We start from the raw sequence: 18688 nt of genomic DNA on the forward strand, positions 1-18688 counted from the left end.
TCCCCTGTGACGTCTTTACTTGCCCCCGCACGCTGGCTGTACCGTCTTGAATGGCGCCGGGGTTTCTTCGACTGGGCCCGCAGCGACGGGGTGACCTGGGTCTATATCTTCAAGGTCCTGTTTGCCGCGTTCCTGACCTTGTGGCTGGCGATGCGCCTGGAGTTGCCGCAACCGCGCACGGCCATGATCACCGTGTTCATCGTCATGCAGCCCCAGAGCGGGCAGGTGTTCGCCAAGAGTTTCTACCGCTTCCTCGGCACCCTGGCCGGCTCGGTGGTGATGGTGGCGCTGATCGCCTTGTTTGCCCAGAACACCGAGCCGTTCCTCGCGTGCCTGGCGGTCTGGGTTGGTCTCTGTTCGGCAGGGGCGGCGCGTTATCGCAACTTCCGGGCCTATGGTTTTGTGCTGGCCGGCTACACCGCGGCGATGATCGGCCTGCCGGCCCTGGCCCATCCGGAAGGCGCGTTCATGGCGGCGGTCTGGCGGGTGCTGGAGATTTCCCTGGGGATTCTCTGCGCCACCCTGGTCAGCGCCGCGATCCTGCCGCAAACCGCCAGTGCCGCCATGCGCAATGCCTTGTACCAGCGCTTTGGGGTATTTGCCCTGTTTGTTACCGATGGCCTGCGTGGGCGCAGCAAGCGGGAGGCATTCGAAGCGCGCAACGTGGGCTTCATTGCCGAGGCGGTGGGCCTGGAAAGCCTGCGCAGCGTGACCGTTTTCGAAGACCCGCACATGCGTCGACGCAACGGCCGGCTGAGCCGCTTGAACAGCGAATTCATGGGTATCACCACCCGCTTTAACGCTTTGCACCAATTGCTGGAGCGCTTGCGCAGCAGTGCGGCGGATCACGTGGTCAATGCCATCAAGCCGGGCTTGCAAACGTTGGCCGAACTGCTCGACGGTTTCAGTGGCCGCGCCCTGACCGATGCCGATGCGGCCCGTCTGGCGGCGGCGCTGGCCGAGTACAAGGCCGAGCTGCCGGCCCAGGTGCGGCGGCTGCGGGCGTTGTTCCAGGAAACGGCGCCCAGTGATGGGCAGCAACTGGATTTCCATACTGCCTACGAGCTGCTTTATCGATTCGTCGACGACTTGCACGGCTATGCCTTGACCCACGCCTCCCTGGCCGATCATAGCCACGAACGTGAGCGCTGGGACGAACCGTTCGTGCCGCAGACCAACTGGCTGGCCGCTACGGCATCGGGTGTTCGCGCCGCCTTCATCCTGTTGGTGCTGGGGAGTTACTGGGTCGCCACGGCCTGGCCGAGCGGCGCGACCATGACGATGATCGCCGCTGCCACCGTGGGCTTGTCGGCCGCGACGCCGAACCCCAAGCGCATGGCTTTCCAGATGGCCTGCGGCACGTTGTTCGGGGCGTTGATCGGCTTTGTCGAGATGTTCTTCATCTTCCCGTTGATCGACGGCTTCCCTTTGCTCTGCGTGATGCTGGCGCCGGTGATCATGCTCGGTTCGTTCCTCAGCTCGCGGCCGAAATACGCCGGGGTCGGGCTGGGGCTGCTGATCTTTTTCAGCACCGGTTCGGTGCCGGACAACCTGACGGTCTACAACCCCTACGCCTTCATCAACGATTACATCGCGATGATCCTCGGCATGCTGGTGTGTGCCGCGGCCGGGGCAATCATTCTGCCGCCCAACAGTCGCTGGTTGTGGCGCCGGCTCGAACAGAATTTGCGCGAGCAAGTGGTGTTTGCTATCAGTGGCAAGCTCAAGGGCCTGGCATCGAGCTTCGAAAGTGGTACCCGCGACTTGCTGCACCAGGCCTACGGGCTGGCAGCGGGGCAGCCTCGGGTGCAACGGGACTTGCTGCGCTGGATGTTCGTGGTGCTGGAGGTCGGCCACGCGATTATCGAGCTGCGCAAGGAACAGGCGATTTTGCCGGTGCATCCGGCGTATGCCGAAAGCCAGCCGTGGCGCCAGGCGATTCGGGTGATGGGGCGGGCGCTGGTGCGGCTGTTCCGCCAACCGAGCCAGAGCAATCTGGAGCGTGCCCTGGTGGCGGTGGACCACGCCATCGGCCGCGTGCAGGCCACCGACGAACCCTTCGCCCCGCATTTCGACACCTCGGCCCTGCGCCGGGTGAAAAGCTATCTGCATTTCATCCGCACCTCGTTGCTCGACCCGCAATCGCCCTTGGCCGGCTATGCCATGCCGCACGCCACACCGCTTCCCCAGGAACTTGAACATGCCCCGTGAGATCGCCTTCCATGGCGTGTACATGCCCACCATGACCTTGATGTTTTTCATCGCTGCCGGCCTGGCCTGGGCCTTGGACCGCTTCCTGTCGGGGCTGGACCTGTACCGCTTCTTCTGGCACCCGGCGTTGCTGCGCCTGAGTCTGTTTACCTGTCTGTTCGGCGCGCTGGCGCTGACGGTCTACCGTTGAGATCGATGCGATGAGAAAGTTTTTCAGCCTGCTGGCGACGCTGTTGGTTCTGGCCCTGGCGCTGTGGATCGGCCGTACGTTGTGGGTCCATTACATGAACGAGCCCTGGACTCGCGATGGCCGGGTGCGGGCCGATATCATCAATGTGGCCGCCGATGTCAGCGGCGAGGTGGTCGAAGTGCCGGTGCGCGACAACCAATCGGTGAAAAAGGGCGACCTGTTGATGCGCATCGATCCTGAGCATTACCGCATCGCCGTGAAGCAGGCTCGCTCCCTGGTGGCGTCACGCAAGGCCACTTGGGAGATGCGCAAGGTCAACGCCCATCGGCGTGCCGACCTGGATAGCCTGGTGATCTCCCGGGAAAACCGCGACGACGCCAGCAACATCGCCGACTCGGCCCTGGCCGATTATCAGCAGGCCCAGGCGCAATTGGAAGCCGCGGAGCTGAACCTGTCGCGCACCGAAGTCCGCGCGGCGGTGGATGGCTACGTCACCAACCTCAACGTGCACCGTGGCGACTACGCCCGCATCGGCGAGGCGAAGATGGCCGTGGTGGACATGAATTCGTTCTGGGTCTACGGCTTCTTCGAAGAGACCAAATTGCCCAAGGTGCGGGTCGGCGATTCAGCGCAGTTGCAGTTGATGAGCGGTGAGATGCTCAAGGGGCATGTGGAAAGCATCTCCCGCGGCATCTACGACCGGGACAACCCCGAAAGCCGCGAACTGATCGCCGACGTGAACCCGACTTTCAACTGGGTTCGCCTGGCCCAGCGGGTGCCGGTGCGCATCCATCTCGACGAAGTGCCCGACGGGGTGCTGCTGGCGGCGGGGATGACTTGTACGGTGGTGGTAGAACCCCACGACAAGCGCTGACCCCTTGTGGGAGCGAGCTTGCTCGCGAAAGCGGTGGGTCAGTTTGCAAAGATGTTGACTGTGCCGGTGTCTTCGCGAGCAGGCTCGCTCCCACAGTTTTCAGGGTGGCCGCTATTTATCAAAGCGACCCACCCAACCCAAACCGCTTCATCAACCCTTTTTCCAGCAACCCCTTGGGCAGCAAGCCGGCCATCAATGGCAATGCCCGGCTGCCATTGCCCAGACGCAGCAAGCGAGGAGGCTTGGGTTGTTGAACCGCCTTGAGCAGCGCGGCGGCGAATTCGGGGGCCGGGGTCGGGTTGTCCTGGGAGGCCTTGGCCCGGGCGCGGATGCCGTCGCGCAGGGGCCACCAGGGCGATTGTTCGCTGATCAGTTGTTCGGCTTCATGGCCGGCATTCTTGGCAAAGCTGGAGGCAATGGCGCCGGGTTGTACCTCCATCACGCGGATGCCGAACGGCGCCAGTTCCATGCGCAAGGCATCGCTCAAGGCATGCACCGCCGCCTTCGAGGCGCAGTAGGCCCCGGCAAACGGCGTGACCAGCACCCCGGAAACGCTGCCGATGTTCACCACCAGCCCCCTGGCCCGGCGCAACACCGGGAACAGCGCCCGGGTGACCCCGACGATGGCGAACACGTTGGTTTCGAACTGACGCTGCATGGCCGGCACGCCGCCGTCGAGCAACGGGCCCATGGCGCCGTAGCCTGCGTTGTTGACCAGCAAATCCAGGCCGCCATGCTGCTGGTTGATCCGTTCGTTGAGTTGTTCCAGGGCCTGGCCGTCGTTGACGTCCAGTTGCACGGCGGTGAACCCGGCGGTGCTGAGTGTCGCTACGTCTTCAACCTTGCGCGCCGTGGCCCAGACCTGATAACCCGCAGTCTTGAAGGCGTCGGCGAGGGCGCGGCCAATGCCGCTGGAACATCCGGTAATCAGCGCAACAGGCATGGCGCATTCCTTGTGCAAAAGTGGGGGGAGAGCAATCAGTTGGAAAAGCTACCGTGCAATCGCTCGGCGCGAAACTCCAGGGTTTGCGGGCGATAACCCGGACGCAGGGGCGGCAGCGGCAGGCAATCTTGCCAGTCAACGCCGGCCTGCAATTGGCCGGGGCCTCGGTAGCGCGGTGCATCGTAGGGGGTGTCGGCCAGGTTGATGGTGTCGCCAGGCGCGTAGGCCGCGACCTGCCAGCGCAGTTCGATCAGTGGCACGTCATTGGTGTTTTTCAGGTTCAGCGACAGCGGTCGGTCGGCGGGGCATTGTCCGGGGGCATAGGTGATGCGCATTTCCAGGCGCTCCAATTGCCGGGTCTCGCGGTTTTCCTGCCAGAGCACCCACGCAGCGACCAGTCCCAGCCCGATGAACGCCGCCAGGGAAACCGGCAAGGCCCTGGCCGGGTAGCGCAACAGCAGGATGAGCCAGGTGATGACCAGCAAGACGCCGATAAGCATGGTGGAAGCCTCCGTTCCCGTTGCCACATCCTACCGAAGGGAGGGGGCGATGGATATTCACCGATCCTGCACCGTCGGTCGTCACTGTCATATCTGACAGTTGGCAGCCTTGCAGACTCGTTGGTTAGATGGACCGCGATACCCTGGCACTACACGGGTTCCTACAGATGGGCATGGATTATCGAACGCCGACGTTGATAGCCGTCGACTCGCGAAGTAGGCCGGTTCGTTCGCTCGAATACTGCCGCAGCCTGGAGAACGGCCCCGCGCAGCGGCGTATCAACCGCAGCCTCCTTGACCTCGCCGGGCGCGCGGTGAAACAGTGGGATCCGCGGTTGTGGGCCATGCAGGACAGTGACGAATTGGCGCCCAGCAACCTTTCGGCGATTTATTCGTTGTCCGGCGTCACGCTGCGCACAGACAGCGTCGATGCCGGCCGGCAGACCGATCTGCCGGGGCTCGCCGAGGAAGGACTGCTGGGCTGGGACAGTCGAGGGGCGCAGCGCGATGTGCTCTACGACGAATCGCTTCGCCCCGTGGCGGTGTTCGAGCAAGGTGATGGGATGCCGCGTCGGTGTACCGAGCGCATGACCTACGGATATCCGGGCCAGGGCGATCAGGACCAAAATCAGTATGGGCAGTTGATTCGGCACGACGATACGGCGGGTGTGCTGTTGCTGGCGTCGTTTGCCTTGACCGGGCAAAACCTCATGCAGGACCGCCGTTACATCCTCGATGCGGCTTTGCCCGATTGGCCGGGGCCGGAACCCGATCGCGAACAACTCCTTGAACCTGGAAGCGGTGCCGTTTCGACGTGGCGCGTCGGCCCGCTGAGAGACGTGCTGGAGCGAGTCGACGCCCGGGGAAATCGCCAACGCCAACGCCTTACGCTCGATGGCCGGCTGTCCGGCAGCCAACTGCTATTGGCGGGGCAGGGCGATTGGCAGACGCTGGTGAGTGATATTCGCTACGATGCCCTTGGACAGATCGAGGGAGAAACAGCCGGCAACGGCGTGAAAACCACCCTTATCTACAGCCCTGAAGACGGACGCCTGGCAGAGCGCCAAGCCCTGCGTTCCGGCCAGGCACTGCAACACTTGCGCTACGTTTATGACCCGATGGGCAACGTGTTGAGCATCGAGGACGCAGCCCTGGCGGTCCGCTACTTTGCCAACCAGCGCATCGACCCGATCAGCCGCTTTGTCTACGACAGTCTCTATCAACTGATCAAAGCCACCGGTTGGGAGGCGGGCTCGGCGAACCAAGGGCCCGACTCGCTGAGGCAGAACGACCCGGCGGCGGTCAGCAATTACCAACAGACCTACCGCTACGACGAAGGCGGCAATCTGTTGACGCTGGTTCACGTCGGGGCACAAAACCATGGTCGGGAAATCCAAGCGGCTCGCTATAGCAATCGCTGCTTGCCGTACCGTAATGGTGTGCCGCCCACGGAGGACGAAATCGCTGCGGCGTTCGATGCGCGGGGCAACTGCTTGGAACTGTACGCGGGACGGTTCCTGGTCTGGGACTTGCGCAACCAGTTGAGTTCGGTCACGTCCATTGAACGCGACTCGGGGCTTGACGACAGTGAAGTGTATGCCTACGACGGCGGTGGGCAACGTGTGCGCAAGCTGCGATCGCTGCAAACCGGCGCCCGCAGCTTGGCCGCCGAGGTGCGTTATTTGCCGGGCCTGCAGTTGCGTGCCGACAGCAGCACCGGAGAGTTACTCCAGGTCATCACCGCCCAGGGTGGGCTCAACAGCGTTCGGATATTGCACTGGGAAAGCCCACCACCTGCGGGGGCCAATGACCTCTATCGATACAGTTTTACCGACCATCTGGGCTCGACCAGCCTGGAGCTTGGCCAGGACGGGCGAATCATCAGCCGGGAGCACTTCTATCCCTTCGGCGAGACCGCGTACCTGGCGGGGGCTGACGGGGTCGAGGTCAGTTACAAGACGGTTCGTTATTCGGGGAAGGAACGGGATGCGACGGGGTTCTATTATTACGGCTATCGCTACTACATGCCTGGCTTGCAGCGCTGGCTCAATCCAGACCCCGCAGGAGATATCGATGGGCTGAACCTGTACGCGATGGTGAGCAATAACCCACTGACTTTTCGGGACGCCGACGGGCTTAACAAGACTGGAAAGTACGAAATTGAAATGGGCTTGAAGAATCGACTCAAGCTCACAGGGGCAGCGCTTACGAGCCGGGTTAGCGTGTTTAAGCAAGCCACGGGAAAGTACAGTGAAGTGAACGACTTCAAAGTGGTGGAGGTCGGCGCATTCAATGATTATCTGGTGGGAGGAGATGAGGTCAAACAGAATCTTCAACACTACAAGCAACGCTATAAAACCCTCTCCAGCGAAACGGCGCGTTCGAAGGTCGTTGGGCAGCCTTCAAACTTCGGTCTGGGGGCAAGCATTTCCGGTTATATGTTGCGCAGTGCCAATGACGTATTTGTGGACGAGCCGAACGATCCGGACGCTTTGCACAGACACCCTGACTTCGTCGTTGAGCGGCGCTTTTTCGCAGTCATGAAAAAATCCGACAAGTTGAAATCGCCCGAGGAGCGGCACATTTATGGTCTGGCTGAACTGAACATGTTTACTTCCGAGGGAAAAACGGAAGTGGATGTTGTGCAAGTGGTCGTCCATCCTGAAACCCAGGGTGACGGAACGTTGAAAAAAGAGGCGCTGGCAGAGGCCACCTCAGTGGCGCGACTGCCGATTCTGAAGGGAGTGGGTACATTCTTGACGGTGCGCGCAATCAAGGCGATTTCGAAGGGAGCGGATATCAGAAAAATCAGAACGGACGCTGTCAATCCGCGCTCGGCCAGGATTGCCGAAAAGTTTGATGCCAAGAGAGTGGTCAATCAATAAAAAGCCCCCACCCAGCCCGCTGCGGATAGGGGACGCAGTGGGCTGGATGGGGGCTTCTTGTTCTGCTGATCGTTACTGCGCGATGGTCTTCACCGACACGCCGCGTTCGATCGGGGTGGAGCGACCGTAGATGTCTTCGAAACGCTCGATGTCGTCTTCGCCCAGGTAGCTGCCGGACTGCACTTCGATGATTTCCAGTGGGATCTTGCCCGGGTTGCGCAGGCGGTGGACCGACGCGATCGGGATGTAGGTCGACTGGTTTTCGCAGAGCAGGAACACGTTCTCGTCGCAGGTCACTTCGGCGGTGCCGCTGACCACGATCCAGTGTTCGGCGCGGTGGTGGTGCATCTGCAGCGACAGGCACGCGCCCGGCTTGACCGAGATGTGCTTGACCTGGAAACGACCGCCCATGTCCACCGAGTCATAGGAGCCCCAAGGACGATAGACCTCGCAGTGGTTCTGGGTCTCGGTGCGGCCCTGTGCGTTGAGGGTGTTGACCATCTGCTTGACGCCTTGGACCTTGTCCTTGTGGGCGATCATCATGGCGTCCTTGGTTTCGACCACCACGATGTTGTCCAGGCCGATCACCGACACCAGCTTGCCGTTGCCGTGGATCATGCAGTTGCGGCTGTCCTGGACGACCACGTCGCCTTTGGTGACGTTGCCGTTGGCATCCTTGGGGTTGACTTCCCACAGCGACGACCAGCAGCCGACATCGCTCCAACCCGCCGACAGTGGCACCACGCAGGCGCGCTGGGTTTTTTCCATCACGGCGTAGTCGATGGAGTTGTCCGGGCAGCAGGCGAAGGTGGCTTCGTCGAAAGTAATGGTGTCGGCCGTCTGCTCACTGCGCTCCAGGGTCAGCAGGCAGGTGTCGTAGATGTCCGGATCGTGCTTTTTCAGCTCTTCGAGGAAACGGCTGGCGCGGAACAGGAACATGCCGCTGTTCCAGAAGTAACCGCCGGCCTCGACGAACTCGGTGGCGCGCTTGACGTCGGGTTTTTCGACGAAGTGCGAAACGCGGCTCACGCCTTCAGGCAGCAGCGCGTCGTTGGTCGATTTGATGTAGCCGTAGCCGGTTTCCGGTTTTGTGGCCGGTACGCCGAACAGCACCATTTCGCCACGCTCGGCGGCCACGGTGGCCAGGGCCAGGGCGCGTTGCAGGGCTTTCTGGTCTTCCAGCACGTGGTCGGCCGGCAGCACCAGCATCAGCTCGTCGCGGCCTTCGTTGACCAGCATCATCGCGGTCAGCGCCACGGCCGGTGCGGTGTTGCGCCCGAACGGTTCCATCAGGATGCGCTGGGCTTCGAGATTACGGTTGGTCAACTGTTCGTTGACGATGAAACGGTGGTCTGTGTTGCAGACCACGATCGGCGTGTCCATGCCTTCGAACACCAGGCGCTCGAGGGTCTGCTGGAACAGGGTGTGTTCACCGGTCAGGGCCAGGAACTGTTTAGGGAATTGCTTGCGCGAAAGCGGCCAAAGACGTGAGCCACTACCACCTGACAAGATCACCGGAATCATGTTTGTTACTCCTTGAAGCGAAATGGTTGTTAGAGCTACTGCGTTCTGTCGTTTCACTCTCTTGTTCTTGTTCCGTACCCGACTGACACCCCGATTCAGGGTGGGAGCGGGCTTGCTCGCGAAAGTGGTGCTTCAGCCAACATCAATGTTGAATGTGAGACCGTATTCGCGAGCAAGCCCGCTCCCACAGGGGTACAACGTCAATCAAGTGAATTCATCAGCGGGTCGACACTGGGCGTTTGACCCACACTGGCGACAGGCTGCTGCCTGAACCTGTGACGTACAGCACGGCTGCTTCGCCGCGCTCCAGGGCCACGGGCTTGAGGTCGCCGACTTTCTTGTCGCCTTCGAACAGCGCCAGGGACACTTTCACCGGGTTGATTTCACGCTCGCCACGGCCCTTGGCGGCCACGTTCGGCACCACTTCGGTCTTGCCGTCGGCAGTCTTGAGGGTCAGTGCCTTGTCGCTCAGGTTCTGTACGCGGACCAGGGACTTCTGCTTGTTCTTGAACGGCGGCTCTTCGATCAGTTGCGGCTGGCCGCTGGCGTTGTTGACCAAGGTGTAATAGTGATCGGAAGCCAGTTTCACCGGCACGGTCTGGCTGCCGACCTTGGCGCTGTAGTCGCCACCGGGCATGAAGCTGAAGTCGCTGCTGGCCAAGGGAGCTACGTCGCTGATGTTGGTGCTGCCGACGGTTGCGCTGACTTCGGCGTTGGCGGCGTTGTACACCCGCACGAAGCTCGAGCCTTTTGGCGCGACCGGGCCGTACAGGGCCGCGTCACCGGCAAAGGCTGACAGTGAGAGGGCGCTCATGCTGGCGACGAGTGCAACGACCTTGAAGGAGCGAGCAGCGAGACGGCGAGGAGTAGTGTTGAAAGTCATGGTGGACCTCTCTTTCAGTTTTGCGCCCGGTCGGGCGTCTCGGATGGGGTGTTGGCGGCTACGTTCTGTTGGCGCGCGCCGGTTTGCTTGAGCTCTGCGACCCACTGTGGGTCTGCGTCGCCGATTTCGTTGTTCACGGGCAGATAACGTTCAGGGAACTCCCAGATCAGCACCTGTGGCGGGCTGTTCTTGAAGGCGTCGCTCTTGAGGTAGCTGAGCATCGGCAGAATCGGGCCATGGCCGTCTTCGGCGTAGTTGACGACATCGCTGTGCAGGGCTTGCTTGAGTGCACCGACGAAGTTCCAGTTGGGGTTGGCGCTGTAGCTGGTGCCTATCAGGGCCACGGGCACCTGGGCGTCGGCGAACAATGCGTCGTCGCCGGCCGGCTTGTCGTCGGCTTCGCGGGTGTTGCGCTTGACCAGCGGCTCCTGGGCTGGCATCAGGTTTTCGAACAGCGGGTCCAGGGGCAGGAACTGGCGCAGGTCACCCTTGTGGGTGATTTTCTCCGCAGGTTCCGTGACGAAGCGTTGCGGCTCACCGTTGAGCGGTGTGCCTTCGGCAATGGCCTTGGCCAGGTTCTCGGCAGCGACCTGAGCACCTTCCGGAGTCCAGTGAGTGTCGGTGCGCAGGAACACTTGCTGGCCGCCTTGCTTGGCCTGTTGCAGCGGGCCGAGCAGGTCCGGCGCGAGGATCTTGTCGGCCGCCACGCGAGCATGGAAATCCTGGTAGAGGTTGGCGTGAATGCTCGATGGCTTCACGTCACCCAGGTGCTCGGGGTACAGCCGCGCCTTGGCCGGCACGATCGCCATGACCAGGGTCACGCCTTGTTCCTTGAGCTTCTGGCGCACGCCTTCGACCAGCGCGTAGTTGCCTTGCAGGTTCAGCTCTTCGTTGACGATCGGGTTGAACTCTTCGTCGCTGTACAGCCACTGGTCGCGGCCCAGGACCACGCCTTTGCGGCCTTCGTTGAACAGCTTGTAGTCCAGCGCAGCCCAGATGTTGGTGCCCAGGCGCTTGATCGGGAACTGATCGTCGTAGTGCGTTTCCACGGCCTTGGCCCAGCGCCCGTTGAGCACGGTGGCGTCGGGGTTGGTGCTGAAGCCGAAGAAACTGCGCATCGACCACAGGCCCAATGCTGTCAGGATCAGCATGAACAGTGCGATGTAAAAGATGCGTAATGAGCGGGTCATGTTCAGATCCCTCAGAACTGGAAGTAAAGGAACGGCGAGAAGCTTTGCGCCGAGAGTTTGAGAATCGAGGCGATGAACAACAGCAGCACCAGGGTGCGCATCACATAGCGTGACCAGTCCACGGTCCAGTAGGCCGGTTGCACCTGGGCTTCGACACCTACGGTGTAGCCTGGTTCATGGATCGTCGATGGATTGTCACCCGGTACGGCCTTGATCATCCCCGGCTGTGCGGTGGCAGGGCCGTTGGCCTCGGTATTGACCTCAGGCTTGGTCTTGACCGGCGGACGGTTGGTGTAGAAGTCCCGCAGGCCGAAGAAGGCGAGGGTGATGTAGGCCACCACCAGCGTGGCGATCTGCAGGCCGGTGAGGTTGGCGCGGGTCAGCTCCGACAGCGACCAGTCGCCGAAGCTGAACATGGCGCCGTACATGCGGCCGGCCACATGCAGGTTCTCGGAGCGGAAAATTACCCAGCCCATCACCACCAGCAGGAAGGTCAGCGCCCAGCGGATCGGGTTGATGCTGCGTGGCGTGGTGTTGATGCCCACGGCTTTTTCGATGGCCAGCCACATGCCGTGCCAGGCACCCCAGATGATGTAGGTGAAGTTCGCGCCGTGCCACAGACCACCGAGCAGCATGGTCAGGAACAGGTTGCGATAGGTCATCAGCGTGCCTTTGCGGTTACCGCCCAGGGTGATGTAGAGGTAGTCGCGCAGCCAGGTGGACAGGCTGATGTGCCAGCGACGCCAGAACTCGGTGATCGACTGGCTGATGTAGGGTTGCTTGAAGTTTTCCATGAAACGGAAACCCATCATCAGGCCCAGGCCGATGGCCATGTCGCTGTAGCCGGAGAAGTCGAAGTACAGCTGCGCGGTGTAGGCCAGCGCGCCGAGCCAGGCATCGCCCGTGGTCGGGTTCTGCAAGGCGAAGCAATGGTCGGCCACCACCGCCAGGGTGTCGGCGATGAACACTTTCTTGATGAAGCCCTGCATGAAGCGGGTGCAGCCTTCGGAGAACTTGTCCAACGTGTGGGTACGGTTGTTGAACTGGTCGGCCAGGTCGCGGAAACGCAACACGGGGCCGGCGATCAGGTGCGGGAAAATGGCCACGAACGCCGCGAAGTCGATCAGGTTGCGGGTCGCCGGGGTGTCACCGCGATAGACGTCGATGATGTAGCTGATGGACTCGAAGATGTAGAACGAGATCCCGATCGGCAACAGCACGTGGGTCAGGATGAACGGTTCGAGACCGAAGCTGGTCATGATCGCGTTGAGGCTGTCCACGCCGAAGTTGGCGTACTTGAAGTAACCCAGGATGCACAAGTCCACCGCCACGCCGAGCAACAGCCAACGCTGGGCCGGTTTGGTGCGCACACCGGCGGCGCCGACTTTCAGGCCGATCCAGTAGTTCCACAGGGTGACGCCGGCGAACAGCGCCAGGAAGTCCACCCGCCACCAGGCATAGAACACGTAGCTGGCGATCAGCAGCAGCAGGTTGCGATAGCGTTGCCCGCTCAAGTAGTACAAGCCGAGAAAGATCGGCAAGAACAGAAACAGGAACACATTGGATGAAAATACCATCCCGATCTCTCCATGTTGAATCAACAGTCAAGGGCCAGAGCCCCCCCAAACCCCCCCAATGAAAAAGAGGGGTGATGATCGTTCCCACGCTCTGCGTGGGAATGCCTCTACGGACGCTCCGCGTTCGGCTTTGTGGGACGCAGAGCGTCCCGGGCTGCATTCCCACGCAGAGCGTGGGAATGATCAGCGGTGAATCAGCTTCCTTTTTCGCCTTTCTCCCGCGAAGGGTCGTACACCCGGGTCAAGTCACCGCCGAGGCGGAAGGTCTTGAACGGTTGCATCTCATGCTTGCGCTCCAGTACATCCTCGCTGCAGGTGTAGAGGCTGCAGAACGGTTCGAGCCAGGCGAATTTCGAGTCGACCTTCAGGTCCTTCATGTCCTGCTTGTCGCCATTCTTCTCTTTGAAGATGTCCGGGTCTTCGACCCCGGCCAGCACCCGGTCACCCAAGCGCTTGAGGGCGCCGTTGTTTTCCTGGCGCAGGTCCACACCATTGACCTGGGCGAAACTGGCGATCATCGCCAGTGGCGGCAGGGCATAGTTGTGGTAGGACAGGGCGCGTTGCTTGCGCTTGAGTTCGTTGGGCAGGAAACCGTCGGCATCGACCTGGTTGACGCCGACCTTGTATTCCTTGACGGCCCAGTCGAACAAGTCGCGGCGGTTGGTTGCCACGGAGGTGGCCATCACCGACCAGGCGGCCCAGTAGGAGTGGTTGTTGGTCTTGTCCAGCGGCAGGTTGTCCCAGTCGCTGACCACCTGATCGGCCATCCGGCTGAACCAGCCTTCGATCAGTTGCGCCTGCTCCGGGTGATTGGCCAGTGGGCGGGACTCGGAAAACTTCAGGCGCACATAGGCCGAAGCCATGCTGCCCAGCGCCCATTTGCGCATGGACTTGCCGGTGTGGTTGAAGTCCTTGGACATCAGCGCATCGGCCTGGGCCCACGCGGTCAGCCAGTTGAGGGTGCATTCCAATTGTTCGGGACGGCCGTCACGCATGAATTGCATCACTTGCTTGCTGACGCCGCGCTCGATCTTGGTGATGTCGGCGGTGCTGTCGCGGAAGGCTTTTTCCGATTGCACGTTCAGGGTTGCACGGGCCTTGTCGGAGCCCTCGTACTTGCTGCGAAATTGCAGGGAGCCGGTGTAGGGCGTCGGTGTGGCGTCGCAGCCTTGGGCCGCTTCGCCGGCCTTGACCTTTTCGATCGGGGCGAAGTAACCCTGTGGCGGGCGCAGCGGGGCCGCCGCCTGCGTGGCCCCGGCGAACATCGCCAGGGTCAGCAGGGAGGGCGCCAGCAGCGTTTTCAACGTTCGGGTGCGCGTGGTACTGGTCATGAGACGAGACCTCATTGTCCGATTTGAGCCGTTTGTTCGGCTTGCGGAGATGCGTTGCGTTTACAGATTTTCGCTTCGATCTGCTGCGGCTCTTTACCGGCTTCGGGGCCCTGGACTTCAACAGCCAGAAGGTTTTGCGAAGCCCAGTCCTCGTCGGTGCGCAGCTGGAAGGCGAAACGTCCGTCGGTTTCGGAGGTATCCGGTTTTTCGATCTTGATATCCTCGTGGCGCCCATTCATGTACCAGAGGGTGGCTTGCAAGGTTTTCACCGAGGTGTCGGCGAAGCGGATGTCGACCTGGTGGCTGCCGTTACGCAGATCCATGTTCTTGCTATTGACCATCAATTCGTTCTTGCCCGGCTTGAGCGCGGTCTTGCTGCTCATCAATGCCGGCTTGCCTTCGCAACCGTTGTTGTCCAGCAGCGCCATCATCTGGCGATAGATGGTTTCCTGGTCCAGGCGATACAGCGGCGAGAATTCCCAGATGAGGATTTTCGGCGGGTTCTTCTGGAACTCTTCGCTGCCCAGGTACTGGATCATCGCGCCCTCGAAACCGCCGCCGGGGAAGGCTACGTTGAGGATGTCGGCGCCGATGGCCTCTTCCAGGAAGCCTGCGAAGTTGTAGTTCTTGCCGCTGTGACTGGTGCCCACGAGGGTGATCTGCGGGTTGCCGGAATCGCTGAACAGGTCGCCGTCGCCAGCCTCGCCCTTAGGCTCGGTGGTGAACTGGTCCATGTACTGGATCGCATAGCTGGTGCCGCACAGCTGCCCGGCCATGTTGTGCAGGGTGCCGGTCTTGCCCATGCGGCCGGACTTCTTGGTCTCGAACTCACGCTTGGGAATGTCGGCGAAGGCCGGGATCTGCTTGACCTTCTCGGCGACGATCTTGGCGGTGCGCTGGGCGCCGTATGGCGTCCAGTGCTGGTCGCCACGGAAATAGAAATCGTGGGCCGGCAGGGTTTCGGGCAGGCTTTCGTTGGTCAGCGGCGACAGGTCCGGCACCACGTAACCCATCTGGGCGAAACGGCCGAGCATGGATTTGTAGTTGGTCAGGGCTTTCTCGTAGTCGAAAGCGGCCTTTTCCTGTGGGTTGAGCTTGTTGCGGTTCACCAGGCCCCGGGTTGGCTGGTAGACGAGCACCAGCTCGACACCTTTTGCCTTGAACGCATCGTGCAACTGCTGCAGGCGCTTGTAGCCGGCCGGGGTGGTGTTGAATTCGGTCCGCAGGTCTTCCTGGGTTCGGAACAACCAGTCGCCCTGGGCCTGCACCAGCGTGGTGAAGTTCTGCTGGTAGCGCGTGGTGTAGTTCTTCGCGTCGTGGGCTTCAGGGCACAGGTTGCAGCATGGCTCGGCGGTGAAGCTCGGTGCCTTGATTTCATCGGCGCGAGCGCCGCTTGCGGCGGCGAGAATGCCGGCAGTCAGGGCGGACAGGCCCAGGAGTTTGATCATCTTTGGGTTCATAAAGGTCATCCTCAGTCCCGCATTTCGGTCTGGCGTTCGACGGGGTCGATCAGCACGGCTTTCTGCTGGCGCACCAGCAGGTCGAGAATTTCATCCTGGCGCTCGCCAAGGATTCCCGTGAAGCTGATGCCGCTGGATTTGGTCGGCGCGAGCATGGACACGCGGTACAGCTCGACGCTCAACGGCGAGTCGATGGACAGCGGGCCGCTGCCATTGGCAGCCAGTTCGCCGCCGACCACGATCAGCGAGACTTCGGCGTCGAACGGGTCGAGCTTGATGTCACGGTCGGTATCGGACAGGTCCTTGATGTGACCGTAGATACCGGTCAGGCCGTTGGCCATGGACACGTTTTCGTAGAGGCGAATGTTCACGCTGTTACGAATACGGATGCCGTGGCGGCGGTTGCTGATCACCTTGTTGGCCCACAACAGGTTGTCAGCACTCTCATAGAGCGTGATGCCGTCGGTGTGGTTCTTGTAGATCTCGTTGTAGGCGATCAGGTTGTTCACGCTGTTACGGTCGATCACCAGGCCCGAGAGTTTGTTGTCATAGCTGCGGTTGTTGAAAATGAAGCTGTCGTTGACCTCACGGGAAATAATGATCCCGTGCTTCTTCTTGGTCCCGTAGACGGTGTTGTCGGCGATGACCAGCCGATGGGAACGGTCGTGGGGGTCGATGCCGTAGACAATGTTGTCTTTGTAGGTGTTGCTCTTGACCACGAAGTCGCGGGTTTCGTAGCAGTAGAAGCCGTACCACATGTCCGAAAACTCGGAACCGATGATCCAACCGGTCGGTTCCGGGCGTTTGAGGACCTTGGCCATGTTCGGCGTGTACTGGGAAATACTCACCCCGTACGACTTACTGTTGGAGTAGCCGAAACTCGCCATCTTGGTGTTGACGATGTAGGTCTCGGTGCCACCCCAGGCCAGCAGGAACGGACGGAATTCCTTGGGTGAACGGAAGGTCGCAGGGCCGTTGTCCTTTTCACGCCAGCCGGTGACCTTGGTGTCGCGGATGAACATATGACCATCGTTGACCAGGAATGCGCCGCCTTCCTGGGACAGGCGCAGTTCCTGGGTCTGTTTGTCGATTTCCAGGATGCCTTTCTGACCGACCACGATCGGAATCTTCGCCAGGTAGACACCTGGCGAAGTTTCGATGACGTACTTGGGCTGTTTCTTGGCCAGGTCCTTGAGATTCATGTAGCCATCGTCGACGAAGATGGCCTGTGGGATGCCGTGCTGACGCACGACCCACTCGGCCATCTTGTTGTCGCCGCCGATGAAGTCCTTCAAGGCGTTTTCCTGCATCATCCGGCGCACACTGACCTTGCCGGGCTTGGTGCGGACAATTTTTGCCGCGACCGCTTCGGCGGTGTAGCCGGAGAGGTCGGGCAAGGTTGGCTTGGCCAGCTCCAGTGGCGCGGTCGGTGCACTGTTGACGGTGTAGGTCTTGGCCCGTTGCAGGCCCTTGGCCACGTTGCCCGGCTTGACCACCGGTTCAACGTTGGCGAACGCCGGCGAGCCGGCCAGCAGCATCGCTGCGACCAACAGGCTGATCGAACCTTTCATCGCCTGGCTGTTCCTGAGGTAGCGGTTCATTTCGGGCACTCCCATGGCCATTCGCATCAGAAGCGCCAGATCACGTCGACAAAGGCGCGATGCATGTACGAATCGACCTCTTTGCCGTAGGCGTCGCCTGGCTTGAACACGCCGCCACGAAAGCGCACCAGCGCCGACGGCTCATCAATGGATTGACTCAGCGCGGCCGGTAGCAGGCCTTGCTTGAAGTATTTGGTGACGACCAGATCGACTTCCTGGCCCAGGTCCTTTTCGCCATCATTCAGCGGCAGGGACGAGGTGGACAGAATCGCGCCGGTCACGTCGTCGGTGTTGTTTTCCACGGCGTTGATACCGTTGCTGCCCACTGGCTTGTTGCCGTCCACGCGCCAGAACTTGTGGTACACAAGGCTGGCGTCGTATTCGTCACGCAGTTGCCAGGAGCCGAACAGGCTGGCGCTCTGGGTGTTGGCCATTTCGCCACGGAACGCTTCGCCGAAACGGTGCACGCGCGAGCGGGTGCCGGTGAAGTTCGAGCGGTTGCTTTGCAGGCCGTTCTGTTGGTACTCATCGCTGGCGCGGGCATAGGCCGCACCGACTTGCCATTGCGGGTCCAGACGCAGGCGGATACCCAGGTCAGTGGCCCAGCCGTCCACGTCATCGCTGTGCTTGGCTTCTGTCGGGCGCGTGCCGTCGGCGTTGAGCGGGTTGACGGTGTCGCGCTCGCCGCTCATGCCGGTGATACTGGCCCAGTAGTTGACGGTGTTGGTGTTGCGCCAGTTGTAGGCATCGCTGTTGGCTTCCAGGCCCAGCCAGGAGATGTCGCCGTTCTGGGTCTTGTCCAGGGTGTCGGTGGCTTCGCCCGGGGTCGGGTAATCGAGGCTGCCATTGTCATGGGAGTGGTGGGCGCGGATACCGGCCCACTGGCCTGGCATCCACTGGTAGCCCACGTCGCCATAGACGTGCAGGCGGTCCTTGTCCTTGGGGGACAATTCCTTGAGGTCGGTACGGTACTCGCTGAACCGTTCGGCCACGCCGAGGTTGGCCCGCAGCAAGGTGGTATCGAAGGTCCAGTTCAAGGCTTCGATGTTGGTGTCGCGCCATTGGCCGTCGTCGTTGCGCAGGCGCTGGCGACCGAATTTCAACTGCTCGCCCGGGTAGGGGGTCAGGCCGCGGTAGCCAATCCAGAACTCGCGCATGGCCAGGTAGCTTTTCTTGGCTTCGCGGTCACCGCTGTCGGTTTGCTGGGTGCTGCCATCGGACTGCTGCAGGGTGTCGGTCTCGATGATGTCGCTGGACGTCACGGCCTGGGCCATGGCATAGGCGCTCCAGGCGCCGCTTTCGCTTTCACCGTAGACCCATGGACGCAGGTCCAGGCCGACACCGTTGACGTCGCCACCGCTCTGGGTGCCGAGGTCACGGTCATCTTCGGACTGTCCGGTGATCTTCACTTCCAGGCCGAAATTCTTGCTATCGGTCAGTGCCGCCAGGGTCGGACAGGACCACAGCAGGGCAAACGACAGGCCAATACCAGCCTGCACAAAAGGGTTGAGCTTCAAAA

The 18688-nt window shown here is 61.4% G+C and carries 14 protein-coding genes; 4 read left to right on the plus strand and 10 right to left on the minus strand.

Going from position 1 to position 18688, the window contains the following annotated elements; all coding sequences use genetic code 11:
* The first annotated feature begins 6 nt into the window (after positions 1-6).
* The 3 genes from KGA89_RS02010 to KGA89_RS02020 are packed head-to-tail and all read left to right on the plus strand — an operon-like array spanning position 7 to position 3275.
* Positions 7-2211: an FUSC family protein gene (locus KGA89_RS02010; protein WP_223470393.1), complete on the plus strand. Its 2205-nt coding sequence runs from the start codon at positions 7-9 to the stop codon at positions 2209-2211.
* Positions 2201-2401: a DUF1656 domain-containing protein gene (locus KGA89_RS02015; protein ID WP_003205331.1), complete on the plus strand. Its 201-nt coding sequence runs from the start codon at positions 2201-2203 to the stop codon at positions 2399-2401. Before KGA89_RS02010 ends, KGA89_RS02015 begins: the two co-directional genes overlap by 11 nt.
* A gap of 10 nt (positions 2402-2411) precedes the next feature.
* Positions 2412-3275: an HlyD family secretion protein gene (locus KGA89_RS02020; RefSeq protein ID WP_003205330.1), complete on the plus strand. Its 864-nt coding sequence runs from the start codon at positions 2412-2414 to the stop codon at positions 3273-3275.
* Between the two features lie 118 nt (positions 3276-3393).
* Here the strand turns inward: KGA89_RS02020 and KGA89_RS02025 are convergent, their stop codons facing one another.
* Entirely contained in the window at positions 3394-4218 is an 825-nt protein-coding gene (locus tag KGA89_RS02025; protein ID WP_123350945.1) for an SDR family oxidoreductase, read from the minus strand.
* Between the two features lie 35 nt (positions 4219-4253).
* Entirely contained in the window at positions 4254-4718 is a 465-nt protein-coding gene (locus tag KGA89_RS02030; RefSeq protein WP_223470394.1) for a multidrug transporter, read from the minus strand.
* Between the two features lie 167 nt (positions 4719-4885).
* On the opposite strand from KGA89_RS02030, the gene KGA89_RS02035 reads away from it, so the two are divergent.
* Entirely contained in the window at positions 4886-7603 is a 2718-nt protein-coding gene (locus KGA89_RS02035) for an RHS repeat domain-containing protein (RefSeq protein WP_223470425.1), read from the plus strand.
* 72 nt (positions 7604-7675) lie between these two features.
* Here KGA89_RS02035 and KGA89_RS02040 read toward each other — a convergent pair whose 3' ends face one another.
* The 8 genes from KGA89_RS02040 to KGA89_RS02075 form a co-directional block, all read right to left on the minus strand.
* Positions 7676-9127, minus strand: coding sequence for a mannose-1-phosphate guanylyltransferase/mannose-6-phosphate isomerase (locus KGA89_RS02040; protein WP_223470395.1), 1452 nt, complete (start codon positions 9125-9127; stop codon positions 7676-7678).
* A gap of 217 nt (positions 9128-9344) precedes the next feature.
* On the minus strand, positions 9345-10010 hold the full coding sequence (locus tag KGA89_RS02045; RefSeq protein WP_223470396.1) for an alginate O-acetyltransferase AlgF: 666 nt from the start codon (positions 10008-10010) through the stop codon (positions 9345-9347).
* A gap of 14 nt (positions 10011-10024) precedes the next feature.
* Positions 10025-11200 carry an alginate O-acetyltransferase gene (locus tag KGA89_RS02050; protein WP_223470397.1) on the minus strand — a complete coding sequence of 392 codons (1176 nt, stop codon included), beginning with the start codon at positions 11198-11200 and terminating at the stop codon, positions 10025-10027.
* A gap of 11 nt (positions 11201-11211) precedes the next feature.
* Entirely contained in the window at positions 11212-12777 is a 1566-nt protein-coding gene (locus KGA89_RS02055) for an MBOAT family O-acyltransferase (RefSeq protein ID WP_223470398.1), read from the minus strand.
* Between the two features lie 194 nt (positions 12778-12971).
* Positions 12972-14108, minus strand: a complete 1137-nt coding sequence (locus tag KGA89_RS02060; RefSeq protein WP_053163264.1) for a mannuronate-specific alginate lyase — start codon at positions 14106-14108, stop codon at positions 12972-12974.
* A gap of 11 nt (positions 14109-14119) precedes the next feature.
* On the minus strand, positions 14120-15568 hold the full coding sequence (locus tag KGA89_RS02065; protein ID WP_053163315.1) for an alginate O-acetyltransferase: 1449 nt from the start codon (positions 15566-15568) through the stop codon (positions 14120-14122).
* Positions 15569-15579: 11 nt separating this feature from the next.
* On the minus strand, positions 15580-17169 hold the full coding sequence (algG, locus tag KGA89_RS02070; protein WP_053163312.1) for a mannuronan 5-epimerase AlgG: 1590 nt from the start codon (positions 17167-17169) through the stop codon (positions 15580-15582).
* Between the two features lie 26 nt (positions 17170-17195).
* The gene (locus KGA89_RS02075; RefSeq protein ID WP_028236667.1) at positions 17196-18686 is read right to left on the minus strand and encodes an alginate export family protein; all 1491 of its coding nucleotides are present in this window, start codon (positions 18684-18686) and stop codon (positions 17196-17198) included.
* Between the last annotated feature and the right edge of the window lie 2 nt (positions 18687-18688).

It is taken from the genome of Pseudomonas sp. A-RE-22 (genome assembly GCF_019956035.1).
In the GTDB taxonomy this organism is placed as follows: Bacteria; Pseudomonadota; Gammaproteobacteria; order Pseudomonadales; family Pseudomonadaceae; genus Aquipseudomonas; species Aquipseudomonas brassicacearum.